This is a genomic window from Microcystis sp. M090S1 (assembly GCF_020246295.1).
Taxonomy (GTDB): Bacteria; Cyanobacteriota; Cyanobacteriia; order Cyanobacteriales; family Microcystaceae; genus Microcystis; species Microcystis aeruginosa.
The window spans coordinates 1-18,347 of sequence record NZ_JADBTF010000393.1 but is presented as its reverse complement, the minus strand read 5'-3'; the positions used below and the strand labels follow the sequence as shown (position 1 = coordinate 18,347).

Genomic DNA, 18,347 nt, shown 5'->3' with positions numbered 1-18,347 from the left:
TAGGGCTTGCTGAATAAATCTAAAAACCTTGTTGGGTAAGACTTTTAGACCTTTTGTCAATCAAAAAGTACTGGATCTGGGAGTGATCGGGGGGAAATTTAGGCACTTTTTCCCTGAAAATTAGGTAATTGGCCACCTCAAAACTGGTAAAACCCCACACCCCACACCCCACACCCCACACCCTGCCCCCAGGAAAAACTTTTTGCCGCAAACCCTAGTTAGTCCCAGCCTCGTCCGTCTTTCCCTATTTCCATTATTTTTTCGGGCTTGTCGCCGGGTAATTATTAAGTAGCTGGTTATAATTAAATTGAAAATGGATTTTAGGTTCGATCCCCCCTGCCCCCCTTAATAAGGGGGGTGCCGATAGGCGGGGGGATCCCCCCTGCCCCCCTTGATAAGGGGGGTGTCTGAAAGTTTTTAATACCTACCTACTTATTATCGCCAAAATAAAGGGATAAATTTGTCAATCTTTGTAACGAAAAATCAAGAGAACCTGTTCTCACGGTATCGCCCCGAACCCTTCCGGAGAAATTTGTTACAATGAATACAAGGGAACTCCCCGCGCCAGCTCCCATCCCTAGTAAAAAATTGGTGGGGTAGGGAGCGCAAGCGAATAGTCCCGATAGGGGAGGCATTTGTCAGAGTTTCCCGCTTCCTTTAGTTTTAGGGGGAAAAGCCATGAAATCTGGAACATTATTATCGCCCGATCGACCGCTGCCAGAATTTCTCCGGTCAGCTATCCAAGAACGTTTTCCGGGGAAAGCGATCGATGATCTCAGCATCCGCTACTATGAAAGCGTCGAGGATGTGGGATACGAGTATTTTAACGATCGGGTGTTGCCGTCCTGTAGCGATGAGCCTGTCGTCCGCTATCTTGTCCCGTTTATATCCTACGTCCGTCTAGGAGAAGCGTTAGTTTTGGATCGGCAAGACGGTCTTGTGGTTTACGAAACCGAACGAGATGTTCCCTGCACGGAAACCGGACCTTTCTGGTTGGTGACTCCTAAATTGCGCTGAAAAAGCCAACCCTAGGTAGGGTTTGCGGCAAAAAGTTTGTTGGTGGGGTTAGGAGTCAGGAGTCAGGAGTCGGGAGTTTCAGGCTTTGTTGCCCTCCTTGTTCGTACCAGTTTATGTACTACAAAAAGGATAATGCAAGGTTTTTGAATGTCCCAATCCTATTTTCGCAGCATGAACATCGGATTTTAACAGGTCAAAAGCCTTATTTTAAAAGGGTTTTACCATTATTCAGCAAACCCTAGGTAAGACTCGACGGGTGGAGTCGGCAAGCAGCAAAACCCGTCGAATTTTTATAACGCTTGCGATCGCAACCAAGCCACGGGTAAATAGAGCATTTTCTTGGGTAAAGGCACGAAGGCACGACGGGCGAAGACATCGTAGTTATTTGCTTCAATTACGTCTAAAATGCCTTGATAAAGCAATAAAGCCGCCCAAACCGGCCAACGGGAATCGGGATTAAGGGCGCGAATCCCCCTTTCGGCGGAATCGTAGTAATAACGAGCGCGCTCAATTTGGAAGCGCATTAACGCCTGCCAACGGTGATCATTAACCCCTTTGAGTAAATCGTCTTCGCTGTAGTTAAAAAGCTCTAAATCCTCTAAAGGTAGATAAATCCGCCCACGATGGACATCTTCCCCCACATCCCGCAAAATATTGGTTAATTGATTGGCAATACCGAGATCGATCGCTTCTTCTTGAGGGATATAGACGCTTTGATTGCGCCGCCAAGGGGCCGAGCGATCATCATCTTCCAATCCTAACACCGCGCTGGACATTAACCCCACCGTCCCCGCCACCCGATAGCAGTACAGTTTTAGTTCATCAAAGGTTTGATAACGACTGCGATAGAGATCCATCTGTTGCCCGGCGATCATATCCCGAAAGGGTTGGATATCCATGGGGAACTTTTCTAGAGTATCCACGAGAGCGACATCGGCATCCTCGAGGGCAACCCCAGAAAAGACGGTTTCTAGCTGTTTTTCCCATAAATCAAGGGTTTCAGGTGTAGTTAACCGGGCTTGGGGTCCATCGACCAGTTCATCGGTACGACGACACCAGACATAAATTGCCCAGATCGCTTGACGTTTTGCTTTCGGCATCAGGAGAGTACCGAGATAAAACGTTTTGGAATACTTCTCTGTAATCCGGCGACAGAGTTCGTAGGACTCCGCAAGGGAGACGAGGGGTTTGGTGGGGTGGGTCGGTTTTGGCAATTGGAGCATTCTGCTGGGGCGGAATGATTGACTTAGATTAACGGCGAACTGTGGCTAATGATATAGCATTGTCTCACTCAAGGCCATTTTCGTCATTAGTCCCTAGCCAGAGAATTAACGAGCGCTGGACACTGGTGTAGATTGGGTTTTATTCGGGTTTAGCGGTGCTGCGGGGTGATCTTTGCTGATCACTGCTGCCGCTAATTTCCCCGATAAAACGGCTCCTTCCATGCTTCCTAAATATTTTTGCATGGTATAGTCACCGGCGAGATAAAAATTCTCGATCGGAGTTTTTTGAGAAGGTCGATAAGCTTGTCGGCCAGGGGTGGCTTTATAAACCGATCGGGGAGTTTTCACCAGATGATATTTTAACAATTGACTGGGATTATCGCCAGTAAAATGTTGGGGAAAGAGTTTTTCTAGTTCTTTCATCGTGGCGGCGATAATTTCTTCATCGGATTTGCTAATCCAATCCTGAGCGGGAGCGAGAACTAATTCTAACATCGAGCGATCGGGGTTAGCGTATTCTTTACAGGTGTTGCTCATGTCAGCATAAACACTGAGTAAGGGCGAACGGGAGAATAATAAATGATCGATGTCGGTTAGTTTGCGATCAAACCAGAGGTGTAAATTAATGACGGGAACCCCTTCTAATCCTTCTAATTTTTGAAAGAATTTATCTTCTTGCCAAGGTTTAGGTAGTAAAACTTTTAAAGGATCTACAGGCATTGCAGACACATAAAGATCGGCTTCAAAAAGATAATCTTCCCCACCTTCTAAACCGCGCATTAAGAAGGCTTTAACTGTGCCATCTTCATTTAAGATAATCTCTTTTAAAGGGGCAGTTAAGCGCACTTCGCCACCTCTAGCGGTGATGTAATCGACTAAAGGTTGGCAGAGTCTTTCCGGAGGTGAACCGTCGAGAAAAGCCATTTTTGAGCCGTTTTTCTCCTGTAAAAAGCGGTTGAGGGCTGTTAGTAGAATCGTGGCGGAAATCTCGTTAGGATCGATAAAGTTTAGGGCTTTCGACATAGCGATAAACACTTCTTTTTCTACCCTAGGGGGGATGTTTTGTTTCTCTAACCATTCCGACCAAGAATATTTATCCATCTCCTCGACGTAACTTTGGCCTTTAACAATGGCAGGAATTAAACCGAGTCCAAATTTAATTTTTTCCTCCCAAGTTAACATATCATTATTGCGAAGAATGGCAACAATACCGTTAATTGGGGCGGGAATATCAGGGAAGTCAAACCGCGAATAGGTCCCAGGTTTTTCTGGCTGATTGAAGATCATCGAGTGTTCTTTCCACTGTAAACGATCTTCTATGCCTAATTCTTGGAATAATTGCAGCATATTGGGATAAGCGCCAAAGAAGATATGTAAACCGGTTTCGTACCAGTCCCCATCGGCATCTTTCCAAGCGGCAATTTTTCCCCCTAATACATTGCGACGTTCCAGTACGATGGGCGTATGTCCCGCATCGACAAGGTATTTCGCACAAGATAATCCGGCTAGTCCCGCACCAGCGATCGCAACTCGCATCGTTTCCTATCTACTCTCTAATGTCTTGTCTTTATCACATTCGCTATTATACTTCACATTTCGTTACATTTTTTTCAGCTTATCGAGAAGTCAGGGGGCAGGAGGCAGGAGACAGGTGATAGGGTTATGGGGTTATAGGGTTATAGGGTTTTGGGGTGATAGGGTGATGAGATAGCTTCCCCATCTCCCCACTCCCCCCCGCAACGCGCACGAAGTGGTCTCCCCACTACCCCACTACCCCACTACCCCACTTCCCTCTCCCCATTTCCCTACACCCCACTACCCTCTCCCCAATGCTCCCTGATAACTGATATTGTGATATGTAATTAGCTTAATTCGCTTACCTTTTTAGTTCACGCGTACACCCTCTTAAATCGATCGCTATGACTTTTCCCACTACGTCACCTCAAGTCTCGGAAATAGAGAATAATCGTGCTTGGCATAATTTAACTGGGGAACAAACCCTAGAAATACTGAGAACCAATGGGGAAACCGGCTTAATCGAGGCGGAAATTGTTAAAAGAAAAGATATTTACGGGTTAAATGAACTAAAAGAAACGGGGGGACGTAGCCCGTTAATGATTTTATGGGAACAGTTTACTAACATTATGTTAGTGATGCTGATCGCCGTGGCGGTGGTTTCGGCAGTTTTGGACCTGAAAAAAGGGGAATTTCCCAAAGACGCGATCGCTATTTTTACAATTGTTATTTTAAACGGTATTTTAGGATATTTACAGGAAAGTCGGGCAGAAAAGGCATTAGCGGCCCTTAAGCAGTTATCCTCGCCGAAAGTCCGGGTTATTCGTAATGGTAGCACCTTTGAAGTGGCGGCCAAGGAACTTGTCCCCGGGGATATCATGTTACTGGAAGCGGGGGTACAAATTGCCGCCGATGGCAGATTATTAGAAGCACAAAACCTGCAAATCCGCGAAGCTGCCCTCACGGGGGAAGCGGAATCGGTGAATAAACAAGCACAGAAGGTTTTACCAGAAGATGCCTCTTTAGGCGATCGCATTAACCTCGTCTATCAGGGTACGGAAGTAGTACAGGGGCGCGGGAAAGTGGCGATTACCAAGACGGGAATGGATACGGAAATCGGTAAAATCGCCGCCATGTTGCAAGGAGTAGAAAGTGAACCAACTCCCCTACAGCAGCGAATGTCGCAGTTAGGTAACGTTTTAGTGAGTAGTTCCCTAGCTTTAGTGGCTGTAGTCGTGCTTGGGGGTGTAATTCGCTTTGGTTGGCGGTTTTTTGAATCATTCCTCGAAACTTCCCTCAGTATGGCTGTGGCCGTTGTTCCCGAAGGTTTACCGGCAGTGGTAACGGTGACATTGGCAATTGGAACCCAAAGAATGGTGAGAAGACAAGCTTTAATTCGTAAATTGCCGGCAGTGGAAACTTTAGGCTCGGTAACGACGATTTGCTCCGATAAAACCGGAACTTTAACTCAAAATAAAATGGTGGTGCAGAAAGTTAATACTTCCGGGCAGACAATTACTGTCACGGGGGAAGGTTACGCGCCCATCGGTGAGTTTAGTGGTGCTAGTGAAAGTGATCCCGAACTACAGGCAATTTTAACGGCTTGTGTGCTGTGTAATGATGCACTTTTGCAAAATAAAGCGCAAGAATGGTCAATTTTAGGCGATCCCACCGAAGGAGCTTTACTGACGTTAGCGGGTAAAGGAGGACTATATCGGGAAGCATTGGAACCAAAAAGCCCTCGTTTAGGCGAATTTCCCTTTTCTTCCGAAAGAAAGAGAATGTCAGTAATCTGTGAGAATGCCCAGTTAGGTTTGGGGGATTCTGCCTATTTAATGTTTACCAAAGGATCACCGGAATTAATTCTCGAACGTTGTTCTCTGATCCAAGTTGGGGCGGAAAGTCAACCCTTAACACCAGAACAAAGAAGCCGTATTTTGGCACAAAATGACGAAATGGCGGGTAATGGCCTACGAGTTTTAGGTTTTTCCTATAAACCGATGACAGAAGTGCCGGAAGCGGAAAGAGAAGATAGTGAGGAACAATCCCTGGTTTGGTTGGGATTGGTGGGAATGCTCGATGCACCCCGCAAAGAAGTTAAAGAAGCGGTTGCCCTCTGTCGTCAAGCGGGAATTCGTCCGATTATGATTACCGGAGATCACCAATTAACGGCCAAGGCGATCGCCATTGAATTAGGCATTGCTGCCCCCGGGGAGCGAGTAATCACGGGTAAAGAATTAGAAAAAATGTCTCAGAATGACCTAGAGGGAGAGGTAGATGGTGTTAGCGTCTATGCTCGCGTTTCTCCCGAACATAAGCTGAGAATCGTCCAAGCTTTGCAAAAACGGGGCAAATTCGTCGCCATGACGGGGGACGGGGTGAACGATGCTCCGGCACTAAAACAAGCGGATATCGGTATCGCCATGGGCATTACTGGAACCGATGTCAGCAAAGAAGCCAGTGATATGATTTTGCTAGATGATAATTTTGCCACCATCGTCGCCGCCACCGAAGAAGGGCGCGTGGTTTACAGTAACATTCGGCGCTTTATTAAATACATTCTCGGCAGTAATATTGGCGAGGTTTTAACGATTGCAGCGGCTCCTCTGCTCAATTTAGGCGGTGTACCCCTTTCTCCCTTGCAAATCCTCTGGATGAACCTTGTCACCGACGGTTTACCGGCTCTTGCTCTGGCAATGGAACCCGCCGAACCTAATGTGATGAAACGTCCACCTTTTAGCCCCCGGGAAAGCATTTTCGCCCGCGGTTTGGGTTGGTATATGATTCGCATCGGCATCGTCTTTGCCATTCTCACCATTATTATGATGTACTGGGCTTACCGATATACTCAAGCAACTCCCGAAATCGGAGATCCCGGACGTTGGAAAACCATGGTATTTACTACCCTCTGTTTAGCACAAATGGGTCATGCTTTGGCGGTGCGTTCCCATACCCAGTTAGCTGTGCAAATGAATCCCTTCTCTAATCCTTACATTATCGCCGCCGTGGGCTTGACAACGATCCTACAATTGTTGTTAATTTATGCTCCTCCTCTACAAAGCTTCTTCGGTACTCAATGGATTAGTGGCACAGAATTATTAATCTGTTTTGGATTTAGTGCCTTAATGTTTGTTTGGATTGAGTTGGAGAAGTTATTTATTCGCTGGTTCATGACGAAAAAATAAATCAATGCCAACACCAATTATTCTGACTTTAACGGTTTTAGTCGTTGCTTTAGTCGCTTTCGTGGCAGAATGGCTACCGGTAGATTTAACCGCTTTATGCGTGGCTATTGTCCTCATTCTTTTGGGTTTAGTTACTCCCGAAGAAGGTATCGCGGGATTTAGTAATTCTGCCACGGTGACGGTGATGGCGATGTTTGTGCTTAGTGCTGGAATTACCCGCACGGGAGTGATTCAAGTAATTCGCGATCGCTTGCTGGTTTGGGGGGGCAAAAATCCCCACCAACAGGTATTTGTCTTAGGAGCATTAGTGGGGCCAATTAGTGCTTTTATTAATAACACGGCAGTGGTGGCGATCTTTTTACCCATCGTCGAAGATTGGTGTAAAAAACAAAAAATTTCTCCTTCTAAGTTATTAATTCCCCTTTCCTACGCGACGGTTTTAGCGGGGATGATTACCGTGGTGGGGACTTCTACTAACATTCTCGCTAGTGGTATTTCTGCCAAGCTGGGTTATGGGGAATTTAGCTTATTTCAATTCACTGCTTTAGGATTAGTCACTTTTTTGGCAGGTTTGCTTTATTTAACAATTTTTGCTCCGAAATTACTACCCGATCGCAAATCTTCCACCGGGGAATTTTTGGACGATGATTATGGTTCTAAAGTATATCTGAGTGAGGTAATTATTACCCCTCGTTCTAATCTTATCGGTCAAACTTTATCCCAAAGTGGACTACAAAGAAAGTTTAATTTTGATGTGTTGGAATTAATCAGAAATAAGGTACATTTATCCCAACCTTTAGCTGATAAAGTTCTCAATGCTGGCGATATTTTAATCGTTCACAGTAGTCGGGAAGAACTATTAAAAATTAAAGATGAACGAGGCTTAGAAATATTTGCCGATGTCAAATTTCAGAAAGGAGATATTGAATCGACAATTACTACAGGTGAGGAAAAATTAGCCGAGGTTTTGCTTCTCTCTAATTCCCGTTTAATTGGGACAACTTTAAAAGATTTGAAATTCCGTCAGCGTTATAACGCAACGGTTTTAGCGATTCGGCGTGGTTCAGAATTACTGCAAGGAAGATTAGGGAAAATTCCTTTAAAGTTTGGCGATTTGCTTTTAGTTCAGGGACCCAAACAGAGTTTTATTGGTTTACAAACCACGCGAGAATTATTAGTCTTAGAAGAGAAAGAAATTGAATCATTGCGACAGGATAAGGGCATTATTGCTTTAATGATTACTTTGTTGGTGATTATTATTGCCGCTTTTGATATTCAACCGATTCTCGTCACCAGTTTAGTTGGGGTGGTTTTAATGGTAATTACTGGCTGTCTAAAACCGGGGGAAGTCTATGGTTCCATTCGTTGGGATATTATCTTTTTATTAGCGGGTTTAATTCCCCTGGGTACTGCCATGGATAACTCGGGAACGACTAAATGGTTGGCAGATAATTTAGTGGCTATCGGCGGCAATCTTTCGGGGTTTTGGATCTTAGTTTTCTTCTATCTAATTACTTCAGTTTTAACCGAAATCCTCTCTAATAACGCCGCCGTGGTTTTAATGATTCCCGTCGCCGTGGAAGTGGCGAAAACTTTGGGTTTAAATCCTTTGGCTTTTATGTATGCTGTCACCTTTGCTGCTTCTAATAGTTATCTCACACCAATTGGCTATCAAACTAACACCATGGTTTATGCACCAGGCGGCTATAAATTCCTCGATTTTACCCGTTTGGGTGCGCCCCTAAATTTAATTTTGACGATTTTAACCCCTAGTTTAATTGTCTTGTTTTATGGCTTGAAATAAAGAAAGAGATCGAAGATTCTTCGATCTCTAAAAAGAATTTGATAGTAGTCAAAACTATTTCGATTCAGCGAAGCGTTTACGCAGGGATTCGGCTCGCTTTTTCGCTACGGTATTATTAGGATCAAATTTGAGAGTTTCTTCGTAGGTTTCGAGAGCTTTTTTCGCCATTTGTTTCTTTTCGTAAACATTGCCAAGATTATTGAGAGCGATCGAGTATTCGGGATAAAGTTTAATTGCTTCTTTGTAGTTACGAATCGCTAATTCTAATTGTTCTTGGGCAAAATAGGAAAAACCGAGCGCATTGTAGATTAGAGCTTGATTTTCTGGTTCGATGCTTTCTTCCTCAGAGATTTTTAAAGCCTTTTGTAGTAAACTCAATGCTTGAACATAGAGTTTTTTATCGAGATAAAGACTCCCTAATTCATAGTAATCTTTAGCTGTACCTTTTTCTTTTTGCAATTTCTTTTGTAGCTTGTTAAAGGTTCCTTCCACTCGACGGGTTTTAAAGATTTGCACGATGACAAAAATTCCTAAACCAATCACGAAAATTAGCAATCCAGAAACGTAAATAAGCGGCAGGGTATCTTCCATAATTAGCGATCGAGCAATTAATATTTTTATACTTATTCAATCAGATTATAGCAGGATTTAGTCAGTTATCAGTTGTCAGTTATCAGTTGTCAGTTATCAGCTTTTTTCTCCCCACACCCCACTCCCCACACCCCACTCCCCACACCCCACACCCCACTCCCCACACCCCATCACCCTATCTCCCCATTTCCCGAATTCTCAGGGGTAAGCCCCAATAGTTCACCCGTTCTACTAACCAGCCGGTGGATTCTAGCCGCTCGATCGCTTGATTGACGCGTTCTCGGAGACTTTGGTACTGTAAACCTTTAGGGAGAACGACTCCTAGAGCGATCGCCCCCAACTGGATCGGTAATTGACGATAATTGGGGAATTGCTGCACCCAACCGGTTAAAAGGCTATTATCAGCCGCAAAAGCGTCTATTTCCCCCGTTTCCAGTAAATTTAAAGCTTCTTGATAGGAAGCAACCCCGCGCAGGGTAGCGTTAGGTAAATGGGAACGCACAAGGGCGATTGTCGTCGAGCCGTTGAGTACGGCGATTCTAGAGTTAGCTAGGTCTTCTAAACGCTGAAATAGCAAGTTTTTCGTCACAAAACCGCTGCTATCGAGGTAATAAAAGGGGCTAAAATCCACTAAGCGCTGACGTGCGGGAGTAATCGCCACACGAGCGATCGCCAAATCCACCCGATCATCAATAACCACCTGTAAACGCTCTTGATTACTAACGGGTTTGAGAATAATAGCACTGTCAGAACCGAGAATTTCTTCAGCTAGACGTTTAGCGATGTCGATTTCCAATCCTTGCAGATTGCCCTGAGAATCAAGGAAAGCGAGGGGAGGGAGATTATTTTTGACAGCGACAATTAATTTTCCCCGGCGTATAATCCTATCGAGATCGGCGCTAAAACTTGGGGCTACACCTAAGAGCAAAAAACCAAGAATAAATAACAAATTTTTCATACTGTTTTACCTACAATAACCCGATTTCTGCCTTGATTTTTAGCGGCTAACATGGCATGATCAGCCCGCTCGATCACCTCTTCTAGATTATTATCTTGAGGGCTAAATGTTGCCACACCGATACTAGCAGTAACTGGCACTTTTTGTTGAGCAAGTTCAATATTTAACTTGTTAATTACTTGACAAATGCGCTGGGCTGTGGTAGCAGCATCTTCAAGATTAGTTTCTGGGAGAATAGCGACAAATTCCTCGCCCCCAAAGCGCCCAAAACTATCCACTTGACGCAGACAGGTTTTAATTGCCCCAGCGACAGTAATTAAAGTTTTGTTTCCTAGGATATGACCAAAGGTATCGTTAATATGTTTAAAATGGTCGATATCGATGAATAGAACCGAAAAATAACGATGATAACGACGACATCGTTGAAATTCTTTCTCACCTAAGTAGAGAATCTCTCGACGATTATTTACCCCAGTTAGGCTATCAGTTCTGACTAGCTTTTCTAGTTGAGAATTGATATTTTTAAGTTCTTCTTGAGTCTTTTTTAGTTCTAGATGAATTTTAACTCTGGCTAACAGTTCCCAACTATGAAATGGTTTATTTACATAGTCAACAGCCCCAGAATTAAAAGCATTGAGAATATCTTCTTTTTCCTTACTATCTGTCACAAAGATAATTGGTATATGAGCGTATAAATTGTCAGTTTTTAGTCTTCGACAAAGTTCTATTCCCCCCATATCTGGCATCATTAAGTCAAGAAGAATTAGGTCAGGATTAGCAGTTTTTACTCGTTCTATTGCCTGTTTAACACTACTAGCAAAACTGGTGGCATAACCAGCAGAATCAAGAATCTCCACAGCTAATTGGAGATTTTTGCCCACATCATCAACAACTAAAACTAGACAGTCTTCAGCAGAAAAATTAATCATCATCAGTAAGTATAAGTAATCAAGTTAAGGAGAAAATAGAGATACAATTATTAGTGATAAGCTGTTCGTAATTTAAATTGCTTGTTGAGACGAGGCAAGAGGCAAGAGTCAACAGTAAAGAGATTGGGAGAGATTCGGCTAATCTAAGAATAAGCGGTTTAAATACCTCTTAGCTTACAGCATTTCTGATAAAAATGAAGTATGATGGGATTGGGCATCACCCCCAAAGGTTAAGCTTGTCCCTAGTTTCTAGAAGTCCGCTTTTTTCGACTAGAATCAAAAAAGCCAGCCAGAATAGCCACAATTAAAAAAATTTCTCCTCTTAGACTTGACGTGAAAGAGTCCCTTAACCCTACTTCTTTGGATCTCAAAACCATTTTTCCCTTTAAACTCGACGACTTCCAGCACTCGGCGATCGCCGCTCTCGCTGCCGGTAAATCAGTGGTCGTCTGCGCTCCCACGGGTTCCGGCAAAACTTTAATCGGAGAATACGCTATCTATCGCGCCCTAGAAAGGGGCAAACGGGTTTTTTACACCACTCCCCTGAAAGCTCTTTCTAACCAAAAATTCCGGGATTTTCAAGAAAAATTCGGTCGCACCCCCACCGATGGCGATGAGGATTCCCCGCTGCTCTTTGCCGAAGTGGGATTGATTACCGGCGATGTGGTGATCAATCCTTCAGCATTAATTGTAGTCATGACTACAGAAATTTTTCGCAATATGCTGTACAAAACCCCGATCGGTCAGGTAGGCACTTCCCTAGAAAACGTGGAAACCCTGGTTCTCGATGAATGTCACTATATCAGCGATCGAGGTCGCGGCACCGTTTGGGAAGAATCAATTATCTACTGTCCCCCTAGTATCCAATTAGTCGCCCTCTCCGCCACCATTGGCAACCCGGGGGAACTCACCGACTGGATTAACTGGGTGCGGCAACTGCCCCAACCCGGCGACAATAAGCAGACCTCCAGCTGCGATCTCATTAACTCCGATTTTCGCCCCGTCCCCCTGCGCTTTTATTTCGCCAATAAAGAGGGATTATTCCCGCTGCTCGACCCAAAACAGAGCAAAGTTAACCCGAAACTACGCTCAAAAGTCGGCCACGGCAAACCCCGACGCTTAAAACGAGAAGATTGTCCCACCATCGCCTCCATTGTCACCACTCTGCGGGACAAGGATATGCTCCCGGCCATTTACGTCATTTTCAGCCGCAAAGGTTGCGATCAGGCGATTCGAGAGCTAAAAAACCTCAATCTCGTTAATCCAGAAGAAGCTAGAGCCATTTACTACCGTTTACTCATTTTCTTCCTGGAAGATAATCCCAATCTGCAAGAACTGACCCTTTCCTTCTTTGCCGTCGAAAATCCGCCCCTACACCCAAAATTACTGGCTTTTTTCGCTAATAACCCCCAGTCTGACGAGCAACTCCTCAGCCTCTTAACCGCCGACCCCGAGACGAAAAATCAACTATTTGAATTCCTGGCCAGTGCTTCCCAATTGGTGCGCGCCGACCAAGTGGAACCCCTCACCCGGGGCTGTGGTGTTCACCATGCCGGGATTTTACCCCTCTGGAAAGAATTAGTCGAACAACTCTTTGAAGCCGGTTTAATTAAGGTGGTTTTTGCCACCGCTACCCTCTCGGCCGGGATTAATATGCCCGCCCGCACCACCGTTATCTCGGCCCTCTCCAAACGCACCGATGATGGCCATAGTATGCTGACTCCCTCGGAATTTGTCCAGATTGCCGGCCGGGCGGGTCGCCGGGGAATGGACGCGGTGGGCCATGTGGTGACAGTACAAACGCCCTTTGAAGGGACAAAAGAAGCGGCTTTTCTGGCCACCGCCCAACCGGAACCCCTGCAAAGCTGTTTTGCGCCCAGTTACGGCATGGTCTTAAATCTCCTGCAAAAACACAGTCTAGAGGAGGCCAAAGACCTCTTAGAGCGCAGTTTCGCCGAATATCTCGCTCGTTTGAAGTTAAGCCCCGAACGACAACAGATTACCGCCTTAACCACCGAATTAGCTAAGTTGGATATGGAGTTAGCCGGTATCGAGCGGGAGCAGGTCTTCAGTTACGAAAAGCTACGGGAAAGACTGCGGGAGGAAGAAAGACTGTATAAAATCCTCGCTAGTCAGTCAGAGGCACAGAAAAGACAGGAAATACATCTAAAATTGCCGAATATTCCCGTCGGAACCATCCTCCATCTCAAGGGCAAACATATTAAGGTCCCCGTCCCCGTCCCCGCTATCTTTGTCAATACCCTGCACGGCGCTGGTCAAGTACGAACTCTTGTTTGTTTAGGCAGTGATAATCGCTGGTATTTAGCCGCCTATGCCGATATTAGCGAGATCGATCGAGGTTTTCTCGCTCCCGCGGAATTAGGCGAACTGATACCCCCTTCCCTAGCAGCTGTTTCCCTAGGGGGGTGGCGCAAGGGTGAGGAAAATACTCAGGTGATCGCCGATTTCATCCCCCAACAAGTGCAGGGCATCCCACCGGTGGTGGAACTGGAAACACAGGCACAAAGAATTGAAATTGTCAATAGTCAAATTGCCGCTCATCCCCTGCAAAAACGCAAAAATCCGGGGCGATTGATGAAATTATACTACGATCGAGAGATTGCTCGCGATAAGTTACACAAGACCCAGATTAAATACCAAAAACAACAATCCCGTAAATCCTACTACTGGGAAGAATTTCTGAATCTAATCGAGATTTTGCGAGAATTCCAAGCATTAGAGGGTTATTTGCCCACTCCCCTCGGAGAAGCGTCGGCCACTATTCGCGGGGAAAATGAACTCTGGTTAGGATTAGCGATGATGTCTGGAGATTTGGACAGATTGACTCCTAGCCAACTAGCCGCCGCCATCAGCGCCATGATTACCGAACCCCCTCGCCCCGATACTTGGTGCAATTACCCGCCTGTGCCAGAAGTTATCGATATTTTGCGGCAAGGAGAGGGAAATTCCCCCGGTCTGCGAGAAGTTCGCCGTTTACTCTATCAAGCTCAATCTCGCTACGATATCACTATTCCCGTCTGGTTAGAAACCCAACTGATGGGGATTGCCTCCCGTTGGGCCCAGGGGACATCCTGGCCGGAATTGTGCGAAAATACTAGCCTCGATGAGGGAGATCTAGTGCGATTATTACGGCGCACCGTCGATGTTCTCTGGCAAATTCCCCAAATTCCCCGAGTTTCCCAAGTCCTTAAAGATAATGCCCGTCTCGCCGTCACAGCCATGAAGCGCTTTCCTTTATAATAGACCTCTTGTAGAAATCAAAAATCGTTGTTAGGATTAGGAGTCAGTAGCCAGTAGTCAGTAGTCAGGAGAATTAAAAATAAGCATTAATCAATTAAATGGTCTATTTACAGATTTTATGCCATTTAATCCTTATTTTTGCCGTTTTTGAACCCTGAAAAATTAATTATGCAAGAGGTCTAATATTGACCGCTCTTTTAAACAATGGGAGATGGTAAGGAAAGTAACTGTTGGTGAATCTGCTCGATGAGGGCGAGGATTTGCTGATAATTGTGGTGCAATCCCTGTTGATAGAGGTGATTGGCTCCTTGATTTAAATCCGCTAAAGCTGATTGATAATAACCCAATTGATGCCGCAGTAATCCCCTTCTAATATAAGCATCGGCATAAAAAGGATCGATGGCAATCGCCCGATTTAAATCGGCGATCGAGCGTTCGTATTCACCTAATTGGTGAGCGGTACAAGCTAGATTATAGTAGGCTGAGGCGTTATTTTTATTTAACCGGAGAGCTTGATTAAAATCCGCCTTAGCTGAGGTAAAATTGTGGAGGGCTAAATGAGATAAACCTCGATCATTATAAATAGTGGCTAAAGTGTCGGGTTGCCAGTTAGTAATTTGACGCAAGGATTGATTAAAATCAGCTAGGGCAAGGGGATAATTTTTCATGGCTGCCTGAACTAACCCCCGATTATAGTAGGCTTGATAATAGGTGGGTTTTAACCGGATAGTCTGGTTATAATCGGTCAGCGCCTGTGGATAATCTCCCAAACGATAAAAAGCTAAACCCCGATGGAAATAGGCTAGATAATTATCGGATTGCTGTTGTAAAGAGCGGGTGCAGTCCTGCCAAGCGTGGAGATAATCCTGCAAATAAATCTCAGTTAAACAGCGATTACTGTAGGCTAGGGCCAAGTTATTTTCCCGTTCGATCGACTGATTGAAATCCTGCAAAGCTTGCTGATAATTACCTGCCTCTAGTTGTTCAATTCCCGATCGCAACCAGTAGGATAAATGTACTGATTGAGCCGCTTTTCCCTGCCGAGGCCATCCCCCCAGCACAAGCGAGCAGAGCAGTGCAACAATAACCAATCCACCGAGGCGAGGAAGAAAATTTTTCAAAACCGTTGACATAGGAGTATCTTTGTGCATATACTCCCAATTCTGAGGAAACTTTCTCGCTCGATCAACAGACAGCCTGTCAAATGCAGTTATCAGTTATCAGTTATCAGTTATCAGATGTGAGTTTTCAGTTCACTGATTACTGTTTACTGTTCACTGTTCACTGAAAATACACCCCACACCCCACACCCCACAGTCTAGGACTGGTCTATGTCTCTAGAGGTCAGTCTGCGATAAGCTGATATAAGTAAAGATTGTCACCGAGCAATTATGGTGGCGTTACTCGCTAACGCAGTTGACACCCGATAACCGATAAATGATACAGGAGTTATCTATGGAAACTATTTTTATCCCCCACCTCCTCAAATCTCCTGATCGACAAAGAGTGATCATCATCGATAATTTTATCCCCGGTCTAGAAACCTTGACACCAGTGCGGGGGACCTTGCTGGTTAGACATGGGGGCAATTTTTTGGAAGTATCGGTGAAAGCAGAAACCATCGTCACCTTAACCTGCGATCGCTGTTTACAACAATATAATCATCGTCTGCAATTAAACACTTCCGAATTAATCTGGCTAGACAAAAATAAAGACTACGATCACTCCTATCCTCTAGAGCGAGAAATAGCCTACGAAGACCTCTCGGAAACTCTCGATCCTAACGGGGATTTTGACCCGCAAATGTGGTTATACGAGCAGTTGTGTCTAACTTTGCCCCCCCGTCAACTCTGCGGAGCCAATTGTCAACCACCCGATTTTTTTCTTCCGGAAAATACTGCCATCGATGGTCGTTGGGCCTCCCTAGAATCGTTGAAAAGTCAGTTATCTCAATCGCAAAATTGAGCCTTGATGCTGATTTTTTTCGGGTTTCGAGCCAAGAGAAAAGCGATCGAAACCCGATTCTTTACCGGCCCCAAATCTTTTTCAGGACAGTTTCGGGAGTAATATCGGCGACTTTTCCCGTATTAGCTTCAATATATCGATGAAGCTCTCCCCCGCTCGGTAAAACTCTCTTAGGCAACGAAGGAACCAGCAGAGAGAGGGTATAGGTTCCCACGGCCACGGCTAACTGTAAAGGGACACTTTCGGTAGCTAACAATAAATTAGCACCGGCGATCATGGCCGCCATTTTACCGATATCGGCCGTTCTGGACACTTTTAAGTTATTATCCATGGCTTTGAGCGCTAAAACCCAAGCTTCATCCGGATCTCCCTCGATCGCTACAATTGGCAAATCCGGTTGTTGATGGCGAATACCTTGGATAATTTCCAGCCAACTCTCTAGGGGATAAACCGTTTCTAGTCCTTGGCTGATGCTGAGATCGCTACCGCCGGCGTAGAGGAGAATATAGCCGCTATCCTTGATATCGAGGCGTTGCTGCTCCATTTCGGCCCAATCGATATCATCGCGATTCAAGGTTACTTTTAAAGGTGGACAGGGTGGAGCAATCTTTAACCCTTTGACCAGTGCGTGATAATTATCCGCTAGATAGCCTTCCGTTGGCCGGGGTACTTGTTGCGATAAGAACCAGCTGCCATTATTTTCATAGCCTATACGGTTAGGAACACCATTTAACCAGAGTAAAAGGTTGATAGCAGGACGATTGGTGAGACTAATGGCGATTTCGTACTCCCGGTCTCGAATTACTCCCAAAATATTTAAATAATCCGCTAATCCGTACTGATCTCGATAGTCAAATAAAAGCACTTCCCTAACCTGGGGACAGAGACGATAGGCAGCCTTTGCCCTAGGTTCGACTAAAACATCAATGCTGCTTTGGGGGTAAGTTTGCTGGAGGGTTTCTAGAGTGGGAAAAAACAGCAGTTGATTGCTAATTCCTCCCGGTACAAGGGTTAATATTCGCATTTTATCTGGATATACCTGAATCGATCAGCTTAATTTTAGCAGTGTCCCTCGTTATTCACTAAATCTGGGCAGCTATGTTTTTTCTGAACAGAATGCGATCGCAGATTCTCTTAACTATTACCCGAAGGATTAGAACCGTACATAGCATTTAAAACCAAAGCGGGGTCAACGTATTGATTGCCGTACATCAGTCCCCAGTGCAGGTGTGGTCCGGTGGTGCGTCCGCTCATTCCCACTCTAGCCATGCGCGCCCCTGCCGGTATATCCTGACCGAGAGTAAGGACGATTCCTCCTGACCTGTCAATCAAAAAAGTACCGCGGCTGTCGGATTGAACCGAACCCATGAGATGACAATAAATATGTGTCCATTGACCGGATTGCATCTTAATCATGGTGCCACAGCCTGTATGATCGGATAATTCGACGATTCTGCCGGTCCACCAATTGCGAATATAACTGCCCAAGGGTGCGGCCAGATCTAACCCGGCATGAAATTGTTGACTGCCATCCATGGGAGAGGAACGATAACCGAAACCAGAGGTATAGGTTTGAAAGTTTTCCACGGGGAAGGAGGCCCCGGCCCAAGCATTTTGAGCTATGAGGGTGGGATTAGCTTTAACGGGGTGTAAACGGTCAAATCCTAGAGAAATTAACGTGACAAGACAGCTAATCGCTAAAAAACGCAGTAATTTAACAGGCAGATACTTTAGCATGAGACTTACTCCAGACACCACAATTAAATATAGTTAGTAAAAGTATAGTCAAATATAGACAGACTGAATTCCATTTCAGAAATTCCCTTCACTTTTACTTCGAGAGATTGATTCTCCTTGGGTGAACTACGCACCTCTCTATCCCATAGCGGTTAAACGCAT

At 45.1% G+C, this 18,347-nt stretch carries 13 protein-coding genes; 5 read left to right on the top strand and 8 right to left on the bottom strand.

Translation table 11 applies throughout. The features are described from left to right. The first annotated feature begins 633 nt into the window (after nucleotides 1-633). A complete protein-coding gene (locus tag IM477_RS17460; protein WP_353845558.1) occupies nucleotides 634-1,017 on the top strand; it encodes a hypothetical protein in 384 nt (127 codons plus the stop codon). Between the two features lie 290 nt (nucleotides 1,018-1,307). Here the strand turns inward: IM477_RS17460 and crtB are convergent, their stop codons facing one another. Beyond that, entirely contained in the window at nucleotides 1,308-2,240 is a 933-nt protein-coding gene (crtB, locus tag IM477_RS17455) for a 15-cis-phytoene synthase CrtB (RefSeq protein ID WP_147071441.1), read from the bottom strand. 105 nt (nucleotides 2,241-2,345) lie between these two features. Beyond that, nucleotides 2,346-3,776, bottom strand: a complete 1,431-nt coding sequence (gene pds / locus IM477_RS17450) for a 15-cis-phytoene desaturase (protein WP_287732827.1) — start codon at nucleotides 3,774-3,776, stop codon at nucleotides 2,346-2,348. 383 nt (nucleotides 3,777-4,159) lie between these two features. Between pds and IM477_RS17445 the strand changes: the two genes are divergently transcribed. Together IM477_RS17445 and IM477_RS17440 are read left to right on the top strand one after the other, a co-directional pair. Then, entirely contained in the window at nucleotides 4,160-6,940 is a 2,781-nt protein-coding gene (locus tag IM477_RS17445; RefSeq protein WP_287732826.1) for a cation-translocating P-type ATPase, read from the top strand. Between the two features lie 4 nt (nucleotides 6,941-6,944). After that, complete coding sequence (locus IM477_RS17440; protein WP_287732825.1) at nucleotides 6,945-8,744, top strand: SLC13 family permease; 1,800 nt, start codon at nucleotides 6,945-6,947, stop codon at nucleotides 8,742-8,744. A 54-nt stretch (nucleotides 8,745-8,798) separates the two neighbouring features. Here the strand turns inward: IM477_RS17440 and IM477_RS17435 are convergent, their stop codons facing one another. The 3 genes from IM477_RS17435 to IM477_RS17425 form a co-directional block, all read right to left on the bottom strand. After that, a complete protein-coding gene (locus IM477_RS17435; protein WP_147071449.1) occupies nucleotides 8,799-9,335 on the bottom strand; it encodes a tetratricopeptide repeat protein in 537 nt (178 codons plus the stop codon). A gap of 175 nt (nucleotides 9,336-9,510) precedes the next feature. Then, nucleotides 9,511-10,293 carry a transporter substrate-binding domain-containing protein gene (locus IM477_RS17430; RefSeq protein ID WP_287732823.1) on the bottom strand — a complete coding sequence of 261 codons (783 nt, stop codon included), beginning with the start codon at nucleotides 10,291-10,293 and terminating at the stop codon, nucleotides 9,511-9,513. Then, entirely contained in the window at nucleotides 10,290-11,222 is a 933-nt protein-coding gene (locus IM477_RS17425; RefSeq protein ID WP_287732829.1) for a GGDEF domain-containing response regulator, read from the bottom strand. Before IM477_RS17425 ends, IM477_RS17430 begins: the two co-directional genes overlap by 4 nt. 333 nt (nucleotides 11,223-11,555) lie before the next feature. Here IM477_RS17425 and IM477_RS17420 point away from each other — a divergent pair, with 333 nt between their 5' ends. Then, nucleotides 11,556-14,483, top strand: coding sequence for a DEAD/DEAH box helicase (locus tag IM477_RS17420; protein WP_287732821.1), 2,928 nt, complete (start codon nucleotides 11,556-11,558; stop codon nucleotides 14,481-14,483). A 197-nt stretch (nucleotides 14,484-14,680) separates the two neighbouring features. Here IM477_RS17420 and IM477_RS17415 read toward each other — a convergent pair whose 3' ends face one another. Continuing rightward, complete coding sequence (locus tag IM477_RS17415; RefSeq protein ID WP_287732819.1) at nucleotides 14,681-15,634, bottom strand: tetratricopeptide repeat protein; 954 nt, start codon at nucleotides 15,632-15,634, stop codon at nucleotides 14,681-14,683. Between the two features lie 304 nt (nucleotides 15,635-15,938). Here IM477_RS17415 and IM477_RS17410 point away from each other — a divergent pair, with 304 nt between their 5' ends. Beyond that, entirely contained in the window at nucleotides 15,939-16,448 is a 510-nt protein-coding gene (locus tag IM477_RS17410) for a YceD family protein (RefSeq protein WP_002795530.1), read from the top strand. Between the two features lie 61 nt (nucleotides 16,449-16,509). Here IM477_RS17410 and IM477_RS17405 read toward each other — a convergent pair whose 3' ends face one another. After that, on the bottom strand, nucleotides 16,510-17,472 hold the full coding sequence (locus tag IM477_RS17405; RefSeq protein WP_287732817.1) for a glycosyltransferase family 9 protein: 963 nt from the start codon (nucleotides 17,470-17,472) through the stop codon (nucleotides 16,510-16,512). A gap of 110 nt (nucleotides 17,473-17,582) precedes the next feature. Continuing rightward, nucleotides 17,583-18,185, bottom strand: coding sequence for a M23 family metallopeptidase (locus tag IM477_RS17400; RefSeq protein WP_193959510.1), 603 nt, complete (start codon nucleotides 18,183-18,185; stop codon nucleotides 17,583-17,585). Nucleotides 18,186-18,347: the final 162 nt, after the last annotated feature.

Coding starts and splice junctions, on each gene's coding strand:
- crtB (WP_147071441.1), bottom strand. CDS start 2,240: ATGCTCCAATTGCCAAAACCGACCCACCCCACCAAACCCCTCGTCTCC.
- pds (WP_287732827.1), bottom strand. CDS start 3,776: ATGCGAGTTGCGATCGCTGGTGCGGGACTAGCCGGATTATCTTGTGCG.
- IM477_RS17445 (WP_287732826.1), top strand. CDS start 4,160: ATGACTTTTCCCACTACGTCACCTCAAGTCTCGGAAATAGAGAATAAT.
- IM477_RS17440 (WP_287732825.1), top strand. CDS start 6,945: ATGCCAACACCAATTATTCTGACTTTAACGGTTTTAGTCGTTGCTTTA.
- IM477_RS17435 (WP_147071449.1), bottom strand. CDS start 9,335: ATGGAAGATACCCTGCCGCTTATTTACGTTTCTGGATTGCTAATTTTC.
- IM477_RS17430 (WP_287732823.1), bottom strand. CDS start 10,293: ATGAAAAATTTGTTATTTATTCTTGGTTTTTTGCTCTTAGGTGTAGCC.
- IM477_RS17425 (WP_287732829.1), bottom strand. CDS start 11,222: ATGATTAATTTTTCTGCTGAAGACTGTCTAGTTTTAGTTGTTGATGAT.
- IM477_RS17415 (WP_287732819.1), bottom strand. CDS start 15,634: ATGCACAAAGATACTCCTATGTCAACGGTTTTGAAAAATTTTCTTCCT.
- IM477_RS17410 (WP_002795530.1), top strand. CDS start 15,939: ATGGAAACTATTTTTATCCCCCACCTCCTCAAATCTCCTGATCGACAA.
- IM477_RS17405 (WP_287732817.1), bottom strand. CDS start 17,472: ATGCGAATATTAACCCTTGTACCGGGAGGAATTAGCAATCAACTGCTG.
- IM477_RS17400 (WP_193959510.1), bottom strand. CDS start 18,185: ATGCTAAAGTATCTGCCTGTTAAATTACTGCGTTTTTTAGCGATTAGC.